At 57.0% G+C, this 16,886-nt stretch carries 18 protein-coding genes; 10 read left to right on the top strand and 8 right to left on the bottom strand.

What is annotated here, in order from left to right:
* Positions 1–66 precede the first annotated feature (66 nt).
* The 3 genes from NMA58_RS25055 to NMA58_RS25045 form a co-directional block, all read right to left on the bottom strand.
* Positions 67–357, bottom strand: coding sequence for a hypothetical protein (locus NMA58_RS25055; protein ID WP_434713583.1), 291 nt, complete (start codon positions 355–357; stop codon positions 67–69).
* An 828-nt stretch (positions 358–1,185) separates the two neighbouring features.
* Positions 1,186–1,710 (bottom strand): transcription elongation factor GreAB, encoded by a 525-nt coding sequence (locus NMA58_RS25050; RefSeq protein ID WP_434713582.1) that lies wholly within the window; start codon positions 1,708–1,710, stop codon positions 1,186–1,188.
* Positions 1,711–2,502: 792 nt separating this feature from the next.
* A complete protein-coding gene (locus NMA58_RS25045) occupies positions 2,503–2,925 on the bottom strand; it encodes a GreA/GreB family elongation factor (RefSeq protein WP_434713581.1) in 423 nt (140 codons plus the stop codon).
* A gap of 629 nt (positions 2,926–3,554) precedes the next feature.
* Between NMA58_RS25045 and rnk the strand changes: the two genes are divergently transcribed.
* Entirely contained in the window at positions 3,555–3,968 is a 414-nt protein-coding gene (gene rnk / locus NMA58_RS25040) for a nucleoside diphosphate kinase regulator (protein WP_434714386.1), read from the top strand.
* A gap of 169 nt (positions 3,969–4,137) precedes the next feature.
* On the opposite strand, the gene NMA58_RS25035 is transcribed toward rnk, so the two are convergent.
* Positions 4,138–4,440, bottom strand: coding sequence for a helix-turn-helix domain-containing protein (locus NMA58_RS25035; RefSeq protein WP_434714385.1), 303 nt, complete (start codon positions 4,438–4,440; stop codon positions 4,138–4,140).
* A gap of 123 nt (positions 4,441–4,563) precedes the next feature.
* Between NMA58_RS25035 and NMA58_RS25030 the strand changes: the two genes are divergently transcribed.
* The 6 genes from NMA58_RS25030 to mnhG are packed head-to-tail and all read left to right on the top strand — an operon-like array spanning position 4,564 to position 10,527.
* Positions 4,564–7,458: a monovalent cation/H+ antiporter subunit A gene (locus NMA58_RS25030; RefSeq protein WP_434713579.1), complete on the top strand. Its 2,895-nt coding sequence runs from the start codon at positions 4,564–4,566 to the stop codon at positions 7,456–7,458.
* Positions 7,458–7,796, top strand: coding sequence for a Na+/H+ antiporter subunit C (locus NMA58_RS25025; protein ID WP_434714384.1), 339 nt, complete (start codon positions 7,458–7,460; stop codon positions 7,794–7,796). The genes NMA58_RS25030 and NMA58_RS25025 overlap by 1 nt, the downstream gene beginning before the upstream one ends.
* A complete protein-coding gene (locus tag NMA58_RS25020) occupies positions 7,793–9,412 on the top strand; it encodes a monovalent cation/H+ antiporter subunit D (RefSeq protein WP_434713578.1) in 1,620 nt (539 codons plus the stop codon). The genes NMA58_RS25025 and NMA58_RS25020 overlap by 4 nt, the downstream gene beginning before the upstream one ends.
* Before the next feature lies 1 nt (position 9,413).
* Positions 9,414–9,890 (top strand): Na+/H+ antiporter subunit E, encoded by a 477-nt coding sequence (locus NMA58_RS25015; RefSeq protein ID WP_434713576.1) that lies wholly within the window; start codon positions 9,414–9,416, stop codon positions 9,888–9,890.
* The gene (locus NMA58_RS25010; protein WP_434713575.1) at positions 9,887–10,168 is read left to right on the top strand and encodes a K+/H+ antiporter subunit F; all 282 of its coding nucleotides are present in this window, start codon (positions 9,887–9,889) and stop codon (positions 10,166–10,168) included. The genes NMA58_RS25015 and NMA58_RS25010 overlap by 4 nt, the downstream gene beginning before the upstream one ends.
* Positions 10,165–10,527: a monovalent cation/H(+) antiporter subunit G gene (gene mnhG / locus NMA58_RS25005; RefSeq protein WP_434713573.1), complete on the top strand. Its 363-nt coding sequence runs from the start codon at positions 10,165–10,167 to the stop codon at positions 10,525–10,527. Before NMA58_RS25010 ends, mnhG begins: the two co-directional genes overlap by 4 nt.
* A 137-nt stretch (positions 10,528–10,664) precedes the next feature.
* Here mnhG and NMA58_RS25000 read toward each other — a convergent pair whose 3' ends face one another.
* Complete coding sequence (locus NMA58_RS25000; protein ID WP_434713572.1) at positions 10,665–11,564, bottom strand: universal stress protein; 900 nt, start codon at positions 11,562–11,564, stop codon at positions 10,665–10,667.
* 596 nt (positions 11,565–12,160) lie between these two features.
* Here NMA58_RS25000 and NMA58_RS24995 point away from each other — a divergent pair.
* On the top strand, positions 12,161–13,012 hold the full coding sequence (locus tag NMA58_RS24995) for a LysR family transcriptional regulator (protein ID WP_434714382.1): 852 nt from the start codon (positions 12,161–12,163) through the stop codon (positions 13,010–13,012).
* 8 nt (positions 13,013–13,020) lie between these two features.
* Here the strand turns inward: NMA58_RS24995 and NMA58_RS24990 are convergent, their stop codons facing one another.
* The 3 genes from NMA58_RS24990 to NMA58_RS24980 form a co-directional block, all read right to left on the bottom strand.
* Positions 13,021–13,809 (bottom strand): ATP-binding protein, encoded by a 789-nt coding sequence (locus NMA58_RS24990; RefSeq protein ID WP_434713571.1) that lies wholly within the window; start codon positions 13,807–13,809, stop codon positions 13,021–13,023.
* Between the two features lie 114 nt (positions 13,810–13,923).
* Positions 13,924–14,346 (bottom strand): plastocyanin/azurin family copper-binding protein, encoded by a 423-nt coding sequence (locus tag NMA58_RS24985; RefSeq protein WP_434713570.1) that lies wholly within the window; start codon positions 14,344–14,346, stop codon positions 13,924–13,926.
* Between the two features lie 101 nt (positions 14,347–14,447).
* Entirely contained in the window at positions 14,448–14,861 is a 414-nt protein-coding gene (locus tag NMA58_RS24980; protein WP_434713569.1) for a DUF5602 domain-containing protein, read from the bottom strand.
* A 489-nt stretch (positions 14,862–15,350) separates the two neighbouring features.
* Between NMA58_RS24980 and NMA58_RS24975 the strand changes: the two genes are divergently transcribed.
* On the top strand, positions 15,351–15,851 hold the full coding sequence (locus NMA58_RS24975) for a PTS sugar transporter subunit IIA (RefSeq protein WP_434713568.1): 501 nt from the start codon (positions 15,351–15,353) through the stop codon (positions 15,849–15,851).
* A 414-nt stretch (positions 15,852–16,265) separates the two neighbouring features.
* Positions 16,266–16,565, top strand: coding sequence for a helix-turn-helix domain-containing protein (locus tag NMA58_RS24970; RefSeq protein ID WP_434713567.1), 300 nt, complete (start codon positions 16,266–16,268; stop codon positions 16,563–16,565).
* Positions 16,566–16,886 lie beyond the last annotated feature (321 nt).

Raw genomic sequence — 16,886 nt, 5'->3', positions numbered from 1 at the left:
GTTGGTGCAGGACTCTGCAGGAGCTGACTTTCCGAGCATCGTGAGCGTGACTCCGTAACCCAAATTTCACCAAGACCCGGCCTCCTCAACCGCTGCCTCGAGCACGCCCAATGCGTAGTCGACAGTCGCCTTTTCGTCCTCGGCACACAATTCGAGCGATCGGCATCTTTCTTTAAGATTATGAAGTATCCGCCGCCGAACTTTTGAAACTGCTGATGCATGCTCGTGTCGCAGAAGTTCTTCCAAACAAGCAACGGCAACGACTTCGAATACCAGCAACTTTCCTTCAACTTCACCTTGGGTGGGGATCGCCATACGCTCCCCGCCACGCTTAAAATCCCGCTCGGTAGACAGCATAACGTTCTCCTTGCCTCCAAAGCTCTCCGACTGTGAAAGGGCAGCAACGAGCTCTTTTCGATACGCCCTCATACGCGAGTGCTGGCGTCGAATTCCGCTATGCGGAAAAACGGTTTGCCGCACGTTCCTCCGACGATGACAGGCAAGATGTCGATTTGACGAACCGCCCGCATGGAAGCCAGAGCTATGAGAACAGGAAGGCAACCGTCTCATCCGTGCTACGAATTGGCGTCTGCACCAGGTGATTGTCCAACCCGGATGCCCCGAGGATATTGCTTTCCTCATGTTTGACAAACGAATTCGGATGTCGGTTCAACGCAACTTCTTTGTTGGATCTGCGGAGGCAGGTCACGTGCTCAGGGACGCATGATTGTGCACGCCTAACGGTGGCACAGACGGCCCAGAAATCAGTCGACCGCCAATTCGACCGCCGCGTTATTCACGTAGCCCCGGCACATGCATAGCCCCAGGTAACCTTGCGTGCGTGGATCACGGTGTCGTAAGACGAGCACGGTGCCAGCACCACGGGATTTGCTGACTCGGATATGGTCGCCGCAAAAGGATCAGGGCGGCGAACTCTGTCGCTCCAGCTTAGCGACACATTTATTCTAGGGCCCTGCTGTATTGGGATTGAAAGTGCGTTTCTCAAGCGGCCAATGATGACGATTTCGGTTTCAACTTCCAGTTTTACGTGAAGACAGCGGAACTTAGGTCGACCGAATTCTACTTGCTGGAGTCAATTTTCTGATCGCAAGATGCAGAACCCCTGCTAGGTGCCCAACCGCTATCACACGCAGATGCTGTCGCGGCCGCTCCAAGTGGTCCCGATCATGCGGCACTGGGACCCGGATCATCGTCGTCGGAGATCACGACTTTCCTGGGCCGCGGTCGGAAATCGACAACTTGTGGAGACTCGTCGCTCAGTTCTGCGGCTCCCCGGCCCTTCTCTCCCAGGCGGGTCTCCGCCTCGGGCTGAAACAGCACGCTCTCGACTGTTAAAACCTCAAACTCTGAGTTGTTTCTAGGGATTTCGGTCTTCTCTCCAATCGCCAGCCCCAGGAGCGCCAGGCCCCGCATCGAACAAACAGAGAGGGCAAGTCTAGGCAGTTCGCCTGTCGGTTTATGGACAAGAACATGTGGACCAGCCCTTACACCATTGACCGTATAGATAAATTCGGTGTCGATCGTGACCACGTTAGCGGGAATGTCCTCGCGAGAAAACACGCGCGATCGATTAAACTTCTCTCGAAGAACGGCCGCGAACGGACCCCGGCGGGCCCTATGCCGTTCGAGCATGCACATCAAGACATTGGCGTCTTCGGCGGTCAACTGGTAGAAAGCTTCTCTGGACATGGCACGTTCTCCAGCAACTGTTGTCGGTTGCGTACGTCGTCGATGGTCGGGAATGCCGCAGCATCCCGATGAGGATCTCAACGCAACCAAACTCGTATCTGTCGCGGCGGGAAGTTCGGCTCTCTGTGCGAAATGGCCGTCGCGATCACCACGCGAGCCCCGTCGGCTGCAGCATCTGGATTTGGATAGCGCGACGGCAACACCCCATCGAATACAGTCGAGCAAGCGTAAGCGGTCCCGCTCAGGCGGTCGTAGTGGAGCTGAACGTCTATGACGTCCCCAGCCGGGTTCTTGGTGAAGGAATGATAAGTCATCGCGCTGCCCCACTTTGCGAGGGGCCGAGCCCGCTTTGTATTCGCGCCCGGTGCCGTGCAATCAGATCTGTCGATTCGGAAATCACCTCTAGCTCGCATTGGGGCCGGTGGACCCTTCGCTTGAGCTCCAGCTTTGCAAGTTCAGGTTCCTGGCGACGGAGAGCGGAATGACCGACTAGGCCGCGCATGCGACGGGGTTTCTCTCGGTTCAATCCCTTCGTGCCATTTGGAGGAGTTGAGTCGTCACGCAGACGCCGCAGGATAGTGGTATCCCCATTACAGAAGATAAGGAGCGAATGGACGGTAGTCATCGTAGGTCTCCTATGGATGTGCCTGGTTCAGGAACGCCCTGTGCCGACCACGATGGCAGCACAGGGCTACGGGCCTGCGGTGAGGCAACCTCCCCGGTGTTTTCGGTATTCGCTGTCGTGCAAGTGCATCGATGTTCCTCGGGAAGATGTGCTCACGTAGAGGAGCGCTAGTGCGAGAAGCCGGCGATTGGTCTTTCGGCGACGTGCACTACAGTCAGGTCTTTGATCTGACCGTCTTGGGAAAGCCACTGGCTGCTCTGCCCTTGCCGAAGGCCCAGAAGTGCCACGCCGATTGGAGCCAGCACCGATATCCTTGAAGTCTCGGCATCGAGATCGTCCGGACCGACAAGAGTAATGGTGCGGCGGGATGCGCCTTCCACATCGAAAGTAACGGTTGAACCGATCCCGACTGTATCGTCTGGCGACTGCTCATCCGGCACAACGACGCTTTTCATGAGTTTATCGACCAGTTCGGCGGAGGCGTGGTGGTCCTTCGTCGAGGCAGCGTTGGCAAGGCGTATGAGCGACGAGTAGTCTGTTGCTCCGAGAATGGACACCTGATGCTTTGAAAAGGAAATACGGTTTGACATTGCTCGCGATACCTCCGGCGCAAGCATGGCAGTTGCCACGCTTGCGATGCTGTTTTTGGGAGAATTGTCGGGCTATCAGCAAACTTTGGTGCTGACCGCTTAACCCATGATCCGGCAGTCGACGATGGGCCGGATCCGGGTTAGGATCCTGCGATCGGGCAGACCCTGAAGGCTTCGATCGGGAATATGTCGCGGTTGTTCAACATGTCTTTAAGATTGCCATCGGGAGCCAAGAAGTCAAGCCATGCGGCCTCGTGTACGGCATGCGGCGCGCGGCCGCATCCAATTCAGCTGGACTTCTTTTACCAGCCTTCGGAAAACGCCAAACATAATCTGTCGCTGCGGTCGCAGATTGGCAACCTCTGAATCGCACGGCCCTGGATTGAGCGAGTGCCTTGACTTCCCGCTCAAGAACGGCATCATCTCGGGACCATGACGAAGTACTCTCAATTTCGTAGCCGCCTCCGCGGAGTGCGCCTGATCGAAGGACTCTAGCCCAGGGTTCTTCGCAGCTGTCGCGCGCTCTAACCCTGGGATCGTCTCCGTCATTTGCTGGTTCGGCGCGACCTACACCCACAAGAGTCTACTCTAGCAGTGCCGCCTGAACGGCTGCGTGAGGATGCATGAAAATGGAAACCGACTTATCTGCTGGCGTCAAACCATCGATCATCGTGCGCCAAAGCGACCACTCCCGCCTAACGTCGCTGGCGATGGCCGCACCTGGTCGGGACCTCGACGTGGCTGATGAGCTCCTCGCCGAACTCGAGCGGGCTTCGGTGGTGATCGACGACAGTTTTCCAACCGAAGTGGTGGGCCTCGGCTCTACTGTCTCTTACGAGACAGAAAACGGCCAAGCGCGGACGGTTACTCTCTGCTATCCGGGCCAGGCTGACATAGAGCGATCGATGGTGAGCGTAATGACCCCTGTAGGAGTGGCCCTCCTTGGGCTCTCGTCCGGACAGTCGATCAACTGGAGCGGTCGAGACGGGCACGTCCATAGGCTGACTGTAACATCGGTCGAAACTATCAAACCCTCTCGTTGATGCCGCGAGAGGCAGGAGGGCGGAATAGTCGAAGAGGATCTCGTCTGTCGGGATTGGGCTGCGGCTTGCCTGAGGGCGCTAAAGGGTAAATTTCGGCGCTTGGCTAGGCCCATTTAGTTCGGAAGCAAAATTTTATACGCATTACATCGCTCGACATCTTCTTCCCGAATTAAAGACCGCTACGATTGGCGAAGTGCAACGCTTGCTCGTCGTCGAATGCATTGGACGCACCACAAATCGCCGTACCGCAGTCGACGATGTCAACGAACATGACGCCTCCCTCTTTGAGAGCGCTGAGCAACTGCGCTTCCGTCGAGCGATGCAGCCCATGTCGATCTCCCTCGAAGTCGCGGATTGTACTGCGCGAGACTGCCGAGCGGGCGGCCAATTCATCCTGGGTCCAATCCAGGAAACCACGTGCGGCGCGACATAATGCCGGGGTGAGGCTGACTTCTACTGTGGCGCGACCCATATGACCGATATAGCCCATTGAGGGTGAAGTTTAAAGCTTGCGTTTCAGGCGGTCAATTTAGCGGCCGCCACTTCTACGTCAGGAGACAATCCAATTGGGGTAAATGCAGCATCGACGGTTCTCATGCTGATCGTCATCCTGCCTTTCGCAGGGAGCTTGCTGACGGCATTTTTGCTCCGAACGGGTTCGAGCGCCCTGCCTGCTTCCATCGCCGGGTTCATGACCGCAACTGTCGTGGTTTTCACGGCCGCTCTCTATCCGCTCGTTTCGAACGGGAGCGTGTTTAGGTTCGAGATCGAGTGGCTACCTCAGGTTGGCGTTAACTTCACTCTGCGGCTGGATGCATTCGCGTGGATGTTCGCGATGATGGTCTCGATCATCGGGGTCCTGGTCGTCCTCTATGCCCGCTACTATATGTCTGAAGAGGATCCGGTACCTCGGTTTTTCTCTTTTCTCCTGGCGTTTATGGGATCGATGCTCGGAGTTATCCTTTCTGGCAACGTCATCCTGCTCTCCGTGTTCTGGGAACTGACGAGCCTCACTTCGTTCCTCCTGATCAGCTACTGGAACCAGAACCCTGCGGCACGCGATGGCGCGCGAATGGCTTTGACCGTGACTGCGACCGGTGGTTTCTGCCTGCTGGTCGGGTTGGTGATCCTTGGCAACATCGCCGGAAGTTATGACCTCGACGTCATCCTCTCCTCGGCGCACGTGATCAAAGCTCATCCACTTTATCTGACTTCCCTGGTCTTGATCCTTGTTGGCGCTTTCACAAAGAGCGCGCAATTCCCGTTCCATTTCTGGCTGCCGAATGCGATGGCTGCGCCAACGCCCGTTTCGGCCTATCTTCACTCCGCGACGATGGTTAAAGCGGGCGTGTTCCTGCTGGCGCGCCTTTCCCCGGCGCTTTCGGGAACCTACGATTGGTTCATGCTCGTCGGTCTCGCAGGGGTTTCGACGCTTCTACTCGGTGCCTATTTTGCGATGTTCCAGCAGGATCTCAAAGGGCTGCTGGCCTATTCGACGATTAGCCATCTAGGACTGATCACCACGCTCCTTAGCCTGGGAAGCCCGCTTGCCACGGTCGCCGCCATCTTTCACATGGTAAATCATGCCACTTTCAAGGCATCGCTGTTCATGGCAGCCGGGATTATCGACCACGAAACCGGCACACGCGACATGCGCCGTCTCAGCGGCCTGTTGCGCCATCTACCCATCACCGGCCGGCTTGCCATGGTCGCCAGCGCAGCCATGGCGGGCGTCCCCCTCCTCAACGGCTTCCTATCCAAGGAAATGTTCTTCGCTGAAGCGGTGGAGACACATGCCCACTCGTGGCTCGATACTGCGACACCATACCTCGCCGTTTTAGCGAGCGCCTTCAGCGTGGCCTATTCAATCAGATTCATCTATTCGGTTTTCTTCGGACCGCCTCCAACTGACCTCCCTAACCAACACCCGCACGAACCACCACGTTGGATGCGCTTCCCCATCGAATTCCTGGTCATTGCCTGCCTCGTTGTTGGCATCGTGCCAAACCTGACGATTGGCCCTTTCCTGCATGCCGCGGCTATTAGTGTTCTTGGCGGGTCAACGCCGCAATACAGCCTTTCGCTATGGCACGGATTGAACATTCCGTTCCTGATGAGCCTCGTTGCGCTTTCGGGCGGGTACGCGATCTTTGTGGGCTTCCGGAAATATTTCGAGCGCTGCGACGGTACTCCCCTGTTCCGGCACTTTGCCGGTCAACGGATATTCGAGAGGGTCCTCGTGACTGTCTCATGGCGCTGGGCAAGAAGCTTGGAGATCTGGCTTGGGACAAGGAGGCTGCAACCGCAGCTCAGATGGATTACGTTTCTCGGTCTCCTGGCCGCTCTTTTCCCGCTCTACATCGCCGGTTTTCAGTCGCGATCGATATCTCAATCCGACCTCAACGTCCCATTTCTCGGGATCTGGATGATCGGCTGCTGCCTGGCGCTTGGAACGGCCTACTTTGCAAAGTACCACCGACTGGCAGCTCTGGTGATGCTGGGCGGGGTTGGATTGATCGTGTGCATCACATTTCTCTGGCTCTCGGCACCGGATCTTGCCCTTACCCAGTTACTCGTCGAGATCGTGACCACCGTTCTCATTCTTCTCGGACTACGATGGTTGCCGAAGCGAGTAGCGGCTCTAAGAAAAGAGATGACTTTCAGTGCCCGGTTCCGACGGTTCCGAGACTTCCTGCTTGCCGCCGTCTGCGGTGTTGGCATGGCCTTCATCTCCTACGCCGTGATGACAATGACAGTGCCAGACGCAATTTCTAACTTCTTCCTCGACAATGCCTATAGCCAAGGGGGTGGCCGCAATGTCGTCAATGTGATCCTCGTCGATTTCCGAGGCTTCGACACGCTCGGGGAAATCACCGTTCTCGGGATTGTTGCCCTCACCGTCTACGCCCTCCTTCGCCGCTTCCGGCCCGCGCCGGATAGCCTCGCTCCGCCCGAACAGCAGCAAGTCCAATCTCTGTTCGACGCAAAGCAGCCGGACCGTCACTTAGGGGACACCGTACGTGACTACTTGCTCGTGCCCTCAGTCATCATGCAATGGCTGTTTCCGGTCATCATCACATTGGCGGTCTATGTGTTCATCCGCGGCCACGACCTGCCCGGTGGCGGATTTTCCGCAGGTCTGACAATGTCGATCGCATTCCTGCTGCAATATCTCTCCGGTGGCACACGCTGGGCCGAGGAGCGCCTCCGTGTCTTGCCACTGCGCTGGATGGGTTCCGGACTGATTACCGCGGGAGGCGCAGGCATTGGTGCCTGGTTGTTCGGCTACCCCTTTTTAACCTCGCATTCACGCTACTTGGAACTCCCGCTCGTCGGTACGGTGCCGGCGGCGACCGCGATGATCTTCGACCTCGGCGTTTTTCTTTTGGTCGTGGGCTCAACTGTGCTCATTCTCGTCGGGCTCGCCCATCAATCGATCAGGATCAATCGGATACGAGCGTTGGATGATTCCCGGGAGCGAGCAGAATGATGGAGCTTGTCCTGGCCACTGCAATAGGTTTCATAACCGCCTGCGGTGTCTGGCTCATACTCCGGCCGCGAACCTATCAGGTGATCGTCGGCCTCTCGCTACTGTCATATGCAGTAAACTTGTTCATCTTCGGAGTGGGAGGCGTAAAGGCGGACAAGCCACCGATCCTAGCCGACGGCGTTTCGGTCGCAACGCTGGCGGATCCTGTTCCGCAGGCTCTTGTCCTTACAGCAATCGTCATAAGTTTCGCCACTACTGCACTGTTCCTGGTTGTCCTGCTCGCCTCGCGCGGACTGACAGGCAGCGACCATGTCGATGGAAGGAACGATCCGCGATGATCGCTTGGTCGCAGCATCTGGTAATTCTACCTATCCTGATCCCCCTCATCTTTGGTGCCGGCCTTCTGTTCATTCCTGACCGCCACCGGTCAGCAAAAGCGCTCGTCAGTATGGCCGGGACCGTGGCACTAGCGGTTGCCGCCCTCCTGTTGATGGAGGATGTTAGGGAAAGCACTTTTCAAGGCGTCTACCTGCTAGGCAACTGGGCGGCTCCATTCGGCATCGTCCTCGTGATCGATCGCCTGTCTGCCCTCATGGTGGGCCTAACGGCAATCCTCGCAGTGCCTGTGCTAACCTTTTCGCTGGCTCGCTGGCACTCCGCCGGAGCACACTTCCACAGCCTGTTCCAGTTCCTTCTTATGGGCCTGAACGGCGCTTTCCTGACAGGGGATCTGTTCAACCTCTTCGTGTTTTTCGAGGTGATGCTGGCGGCATCCTACGGGCTGGTCCTGCACGGCTCGGGGACCCTTCGGGTCAAGGCCGGAATGCACTACATTGCCGTAAACCTTGCTGCTGCCCTCCTCTTCCTGATCGGTGTGAGTCTTGTTTACGGCACCGCGGGAACGCTGAACATGGCCGATCTTGCAGAACGGCTGCCAACGATCGAACCCGATCGTCGAGTGCTGTTGGAAGCGGGAGCAGCGGTTCTCGGTGTTGCATTTCTCATCAAGGCGGGCATGTGGCCGATCTGCTTCTGGCTCCCCAGCGCCTACAGTGTTGCCGCAGCTCCGGTCGCCGCAATTCTCACTTTGATGAGCAAGGTGGGGATCTACATCATCCTGCGGCTGACGATGCTCATGTTTTCCGAGGGACCCTCCGCTGGCTTCGGCTCCGAAGTGCTACTTTACGGGGGATTGGCTTCCCTGGCATTTGGCACGATCGGGGTTCTGGCGTCGCAGGCGCTTGGACGGATGGGCGCATATTCTGTCCTCGTGTCTTCGGGTACCCTTTTAGCGGTCATTGGGTTGAACAATGGGGCGGCAACTTCGGGAGCGCTTCTATACCTCGTTAGTTCCACCCTGACGCTCGGAGCATTCTTCATGCTGGTGGAACTTGTCGAGAGAGGCCAGGACGCGGGGGCTTCTGTTTTGGCAGTGACGATGGAACTCTACGGCGATGCCGACAATGAGGTATCCGAGGAAGGCCAAGGAGCCACTATGCCGGCGACAATGGCTATACTGGGTGTCTGCTTTGCCGCCTGTGCCGTTCTTCTGTCTGGCCTCCCTCCCCTATCAGGCTTTGTCGCGAAATTCATCATGCTCTCCGCATTGGTCGGACCCGGGTCTGCGGGAGCCGGCACGGAGCCTGCGATGCTATTCGTCTTCCTTATCATCCTCGGCGGCCTTGCAACGCTCATTGCGTTCACGCGCGCTGGGATCCGCACATTCTGGAGCTCGATTGAGGGGACGGTGCCGCGAGTGCTCGTTTTGGAAATTGTCCCGATAATGCTGATCCTGTCGATCACTGCTACCTTGGCCGTTAAAGCCGGACCGGCGCTTGCCTATTCGGATGCGACCGTGCGGGAGATAGCCGATCCTCAGGTCTATATCGAGGCTGTCAAACGCGTGGTTCCTCAACAGTCTTGGCGCGATCGCCAATCGGCTCCAGGGGGTTGACATGTTTCCGTACCCGCTACTGACGATTTCCTTATTGGGGATGTGGGTCCTTCTCAATGGCGTCACGATCGGCCAGTTGCTGCTTGGCAGCATCGTCGCAGTGTGTTCCACCTGGGCATTGGCTGCGTTGCGACCGGATAAGCCGAAGTTACGCAAATGGTATCTCCTTCCAAAGCTTTTCGGCGTCGTGATGCTCGACATCATTCGCTCGAACATCAGCGCGAGCGCCGTCATTCTACGAGGACGAACAGCGGGGCACCGGCCTGCGTTCGTCAATGTCCCACTTGAGCTGAAAGATCCTACCGCTCTCGCGGTCCTTGCCATCATAGTGACGGGCACTCCGGGCTCCGCCTGGCTCGAATACGACTCGCGCAACAGTTCGGTTCTGCTTCATGTCCTGGATCTCGTTGACGAGGACGAATGGCGGGATCGTCTCAAAACCCGCTACGAAACGCTGCTGCTGGAGATTTTCTCATGAGCATGATGATCATACTCACCGCGGTCAGCCTTGCCCAACTGATGCTGACGATCGCCATTGCCATATTGTCTGTTCGAATGTTCTACGGGCCCCGCGCGCAGGATCGAATCCTCGGGCTCGACGCCCTCTACGTCAACTCAATGCTGCTTCTGTCACTCTTCGGTATTGCCACCGGAAAGACAGTGTACTTCGAAGCCTCCCTCGTGATCGCCCTGCTTGGCTTCGTTGGGAGCGTTTCCATGGCCAAGTTCCTGATGCGCGGGGAAGTGATCGAATGACGTATTCCGCTGCCGACACCCCCATTTGGTTGGCTCTTGTCATCGCATTCTTCGTTCTCGTTGGGGCGGGGTTGGCCTTGATCGGGGCGATCGGTTTCGCGAGGCTGCCTACTTTCTATGAGCGCATTCACGCTCCAACCCTCTCAACGAGTTGGGGAACCGGCGGCATCATGACCGCTTCCATCCTGTTCTTCAGCGTGGCCGGGGGTCGCCTGATAGTGCACGAAGTGCTGATCGGAGTTTTCATCACTGTGACTACTCCGATAACCCTGATGCTTCTTGCGAGGGCGGCGCTATATCGGGACAGGTTCGAAAGGAATCCCGACGTGCCGCGGCGGAGTGGCGACGTCGAACCCTGACGTCACACATGGAAGGCATGCAGGGGCCATGACATTAGAGGTTGCCCCACGCGCGTTTCTCGATGGTGCGCGTCTCAGTATCGGGCTTGGGCAAACTCATCGCCTACTCCGCAGCGCAAAATTGGCACTTCGGGGGGTCACCGAGAACTACCAGGAACCACCAGCACATCACTCTCGATTTGGTTCACAATTCGAGCTGCCACGCTGCCCAGGAGGAGATTCATCACGTCTGTGCGACGATGGGTCCCAATAATCACAAGATCGAGGTCACCCTCGTTAACCACGGGGCGCAGAGCGTCCACCACGTCACCATTCCTCACGGTGATATCGAACTTGTCCCGCGCGCCCGCGCCGGCGGCTTCGACGGCGAACCGCGCGCATTCACCGATGGCGAACTGTTCAACTTGACGCACGTAAGCCGCCCTGTCTTCCGCCCACATCCGGTAAGGCGGATCGATTACGTGAAAAAGTCCATGCTGGCCATTGGGAAACCAATTCAGGGCAACCTGTAGAGCGGCGCAAGACGACTCCGTTAGGTCGGTGGCGACCAACGTACGTGACCTTGTATCCAGGAGCTTCTTCTTCACCACGAGCACCGGCACACGTGATGAGCGCGCCAGAGCCATGACAGTGCTGCCCATGGGCAGCACACCCAGTATCATGCTTCGTGCCAGGCCGGTGACGATCAGATCAGCCCGCTCTCTCGTCGCCAGTGCCTGAACTACCGTTGCAGGGCTTCCGCTTTCGACGTGAACGAACGAGCGGAGACCCTCGATCCCTGCCAAGTCTTCGCGAAGGCGCTTGGCGTTTCGACGAGCAGCGACGTGATGAGCATCGCGGAGCGAGGCATTCGCACTCATGCCGGCATCGTCGATTGCATGAACAGCTGTAAGGCTGGCATTCCACTCGATGGCAAGCTGCACCGCGCGCTCCTGCGCACGATCACATCGCGCCGTGAAGTCAGTGGCAAAGACAATATGACTTGGTATCGGGTTGACAACCGAGCCGCACGATACCTCTAGCGAAGGATTGAACATGTTTCTTATTCCCATGATCTGAGACGCGTCGGTCGCTCGATGCGGACCCGGCACGTCAGCGGCAGGCTTTGCCGACCGCATGGCCACGTTATTCGCGACCGCAGACTAACTGGAATGTTCCAGCACAAGTCGCGGTTTCGCAAACTCGTCGCGTAACAAAGCAGGAGCTATGTAAATTGAACCCAAGACGCGGGAGCGACAGAACCCGGTCCGGGTCTAGTGCTCTGCGATAGAGCAGATCCGGATGCCAGAGCAGGAAAATGTGTCGCTGGTCTTCATGGCGGCATCTTCGCCCGCGAGCAACGCCGAGTCAAGTCGAGGGCACCGGGGGCGCGCAAGCGAATGCGGATGCCTTGATGATCCTGACGACGGCGATGCTGTGCGACCCAGAGATGATGCGACCAGGCGCTGTCGGCCGCGAAGGCTCATTTCCGCCACCTGCCCCGCCACCGCTTGCAGCGAGCGGCTGCACCGCACCACGTGACCAGCAAGTGGCGTCGTTGCACGGGAGATAGGTTCACCGAAACTTACCCTCGTCTCGGTTTTGGCGAACGAAGTTGATTGACATTTGAGCGCAGTTTTAATGCTATATGTCGATGGATATTGAGCTCGCCCGTACATTTCTGGAAATAGTTTCAACGGGTAGCTTTGTTCGCGCCGCTGAACGCTTGAATGTCGCCCAAACGACGGTGAGCGCCAGAATTCGCAATTTAGAACAATTACTTGGGCGGCCACTTTTCGTTCGAAACAAGGCTGGAGCGTCTCTCACACCGGCGGGCGAGCAGTTTCTGCGCCACGCACCGGCGTTCGTCCAGTTGTGGCAGCGCACTCGTCAACAGGTCGCAGTACCGGCGGGGCACCGAGCGGTGTTAACGATAGGCAGCGAAGTCACGCTTGCGCAACCGCTCTTGCTGAACTGGGTCAGATGGTTTCGTCAGACTCTCCCTGATATCGCGCTTCGTGTGCACGTCGACGTGCCCCAAGACCTGATCAATCAGGTCGCTTCAGGGATAGTGGACGTGGCGATCATGTATGCGCCGCAGCATCGCCCGGGCCTTAAAATCGATTTACTGATGGAAGAAAAGCTCGTGTTGGTAACGACACACCCCGAAGTCGAACGCCTTGAGGAGGCGAACTACGTCCACATGGATTGGGGACCAGATTTTGCGCTGCACCACGACATGAACTTCCCAGATGTCACACCAAACCTGTCGTTTGATCTTGGCACGCTGGCCCTCAGCTATGTTTTGATGAGCGGGGGCTCCGGATATTTCAGGATGAGCGCTGTTGAGCCGCATATTGCGGCTGGGCAGCTCCACCTGGTACCTGAAATGCCGCAATATTCGTATCCAGTTTACGCAGTGAGGTCTGCGAATGCCGACGAGAGTGTCGTAGGCGCTGCATTGACCGGATTACATGCGATCTCTAGAGGCGACCAACAGCCCTAAACGGCGACTCAGATCGATGGAAACAGGAGATCGACCGTGGTTCCGGATCCCCGCTCGCTGGTAATGCGTAGATAACCGCCAACCCACTGCATAGTCGCATGCACTTGGGCTAACCCCATCCCGGTGCCATTCTCGCCCTTGGTCGTAAAGAAGGGATCCAGGACCTTCTGCAATAGATCTGAGTCCATCCCGCAGCCGTGGTCTTTGACCTGAAGGCACGCATAGGTTCCCGGCGGTGGCTCGCTGATTGCAATGTCCGTCTGGACAAAACGCTTTGTAATGACCGATATTTCACCGCCGCTTGGCATGGAGTCACGGGCATTGAGCACCAGATTGAGCAGGGCTGCGTCGAACAGCGACGGATCGACCAGGCAGTTCGGCACGCCCGAACCAAGTGCGAGCCGGACAAGGAAATTTGTTCCGGCCCCATATTTAAGGATCGGCTCGAAAGAGTTGATGAGCTCATTCAAGTTCCCTGCCCGTACGTCGAATTCTTTGTAGTTCGCAAATGTGAGCAACTGGGACGTCAGCTCGACACCACGATTGACGCCTTCTCGCGCCGCCGCAATGTAGTCGCGCACGTTCTCCGAGTGGTCGGCTCCGCTTTCTGCGAGCCTCAGGCCGGATTCTATGATCGCCAGGAGATTCCTGAAATCATGGACGATACCGCCTGTTATCTCGCCCAAGGTTGAAAGTCGATACATTGCGCGTTCGCGCTGTTCGATCGCGTGCGCGCGACTGCCTTGTGCCGCCTGCGATGGCCACGGATTCTCTTTCTGGAGCGCCGTGTCTGCCATAGTTCCCATCTCCTTGTTCACGGACGGTCGCCCGGAAGCTCCCATTCCCCTTCCGCACCGTCTTCGTCGTTCGCCCGTCGGCTAAATTACTGTCCGACCTTTCGCCGCGGCTCTTTACGCCCGACGCACTATCCGCTTCGCCATTATCTCTTCGACCATCGGGAACGCCTTGAGGGCCTCATCCGGGAGGCCATTGCTTGCTGCGACCGACTCCATCCAGCTACCATGTGCTTCCGGTTTCCCAACGATAATGCGACCGACCATTCCAGCGTGCTCATGGGGGATGCAGTAGTAGTCATAGACCCCTTGCTCCGTGAAAGTGACGGAGAAGCTCTCGTCGGGCAGGAGATAGTCAGAATCCCAAGAGTTTGCGGCCTCAGGAATGCGAAGCGGTTTCCCGAAGTTTGCCGGATGATAGGCGGTGGTCGTATGCGAATTGCCGGGGTTTTGGTTGATCCATCGGATCATCTGACCAGGCTTGATCAGAACACCAATCGGATCGAACCAGACATGCGAGCCATCTTCGCGACCCTGCATTCTAATCTCCACCACCTCTTGGGCCCGCACATCATGTCGCGACAGGGTAAGGGCGGCAAGGAGCCCGCCACCCAAGCCCAGAACGTTACGCCGCGCGACCGTCATTTGGCGACACCCGCTTCGCCGTCCGCTGCGATATGCCACAGCACCACATGGACATGCGGCTCTTCCACGCCGGGATGGCCGGCATTGTAGTAGACGTCGACATGGTCGACATTGCCGCCAGGTGCAGCAAGATTATCGAATGTCTTGTCCGGGTTAAGGTCCTTCGTCGGCAGCATATAGATCGTGCTGACAAGCTTTCCGTCGTGATTATAGGCAAGGAACGGACCGGCAGGCAGTGTCGTCGGATCGACGAAGAGTTGGCCTATGCCAGGCAAAAAATCCGGCAACTTCACCAGCTTGCTAACCTGCTGATAGGGAGCGGCCGGTGGCGATTTTGTGAAGTCGTCCGCTGCCATCGCACAAACGGAGGTGGCAAGTGTTAGAACAGGTACGAGGAGCAGCTTTTTCATGGGGACATCCTTTTTCGTTAGCTCGCGATCGCCAAAAGTTCGGCAGCCATGGGCCGCTCCGATCTGTCGCGCACAGCCATTCAAAAGCTAGCGTTAATATTAGTCCAACGAAATAAGATGGAATTTTAGTGCAGTATTTCTGCACTGAGTAGTGGCCGCCACCACTTGCGGTACAATCGTCACACAGACAAAGAATTCGCCAATTCGTCGCCCCGACTGGAAGTAGACAATTCGTTCGGTTGCAAACTCAACTGAGATTCGCGGCTTCTGTGGTTGTCTTGATTTAAAAGAACCGCCCCCCATCTTTGGAGCTATGAATATCTTCTTTCGAGAACCAAGACGCCTTAAAGCAGGCCTCTAGCCCGGGCGCGAATTCACTGGCATCGCGTCCGGGTCCGCCGACATCTCAATCACTTATCACCCCGCTGCAGACGGAGTGCTAAATGCGCTTCGATCACACGTGCGCGGCTCGGCTTAGAGGCAACCACGATGATATTCAAAAACCTGTCAGAGAAAGACATCTTCCTTGACGTCGTGACGAAGGGGAAGCCCTCGGCGCTATCAAAAATCGCCTCTAATATTGCGCAGAGGATCGAGGCTGATGATCGGACTGTTCTCCGCGCTCTTTGGGAACGCGAGAATGGCGGCGCAACCGGTATTGGTCGTGGTATCGCTGTCCCGCATGCCGTGCTCGATTCGATTTCAAATCCTGTGGCGTCGTTCACCCGATTAGCCGCTCCTGTTGATTTCGGCAGCGCAGACGGCGATCCCGTCGACCTTGTTTTCACCCTGCTTTGGCCGCGCTCTGCCGCAGCCAAGTTCCTGCCAACGCTCGCACAACTGTGCCGGATGCTTCGGGCACCTCGGATCCGCGAGGGGCTGCGATTGGCACAATCCGCTGACGAGGTGATCACCATCCTAGAAGGTGATCCTCGAGCGATCGACTGGCCGGTCCCAGAGGGAGCCGGCATATCGGTGTCCCTGAGGTGAATGAGTAAGGAAGCAGATGAAAAGAAGAAACACATCAAAAACCACAAATGCGACTAATCGCCATCTGCGTGACGGATCAGGGGTGATCCAGCCGTAGATTGCCTGCGATTTGCGCAGTTTGTTGCTCCAAAAGCGCCCGGATGGCCGACGTCTTGGCACCGGAAATGTCGTCAGCATGGGATCGACAGTGGAACTTGCTTTTCTCAAGGACGACGATATTTCCAGGGGAAAATGTCCGCCGCACCAATTCGAACGGCCCTTCTGGGGCTGGCGGTTGCCTCAGACGGTTTGCCCGGAAATACGTGATCGGCAGCACAAAACCAGCGATTGGTAGCTGCGGCAGCCATGGTCGCTAACCGCGATTGAAATCAGCCCGGGCGAAAGTTGCGCTCATGTTTGCACGAAAGGTGAATTATGATCAACGGTTCGCAATGTCATGCAGCGCGCGCACTAATCGACTTCTCGCGCGAACGCCTCGCAGTATCGGCAGGTGTCAGCATCGAAAGCATCCTGCGTTTTGAGAGTAAACTCGCGGAACCAGCCGTTGAGGAAGTTTCTGCCTTGCAAGCGGCGTTAGAACAGGCCGGCGCGGTCTTCATTTCTGACAATGGCCGCGGCATTGGTGTGCGTCTGAAATTTACCAGATCTGAATCTAAACGTATCGCCATATTGGAGAATGAAGGCGGGATAGTTGCACCTGACCGAGTGCCATAAGGGCTCGATCAGCGCAGAACGAGACATGCGCGCGGCCGGTTTGCTCGGCCGTTTAGGCTCCTTTAGCCAATCCAGGGGAGCTTTTCTGGTGCGAGCGGATGGATCGAAGACATGCTCGCAGGGGTTCAGGAACAAATCGGTTTCTCGAAGCTTCAGTCGCGGCTGTTACCGATGAGGTACATCGAGTTCAATGTTTTTAAACAGAATAATTGCACTCAAAGGTCAATATATTTCGTTTGTCACATAGATTCCGTTGGGTTACGCTCTGAGGAATTAGCTCGCTCAGCCAATGGGATCGCGGAGCGCTCCCGCACTCTCTGA

Source organism: Rhizobium sp. YTUHZ045, assembly GCF_051124255.1.
In the GTDB taxonomy this organism is placed as follows: Bacteria; Pseudomonadota; Alphaproteobacteria; order Rhizobiales; family Rhizobiaceae; genus Rhizobium.
This window is presented reverse-complemented; position numbering and strand designations above follow the sequence as displayed.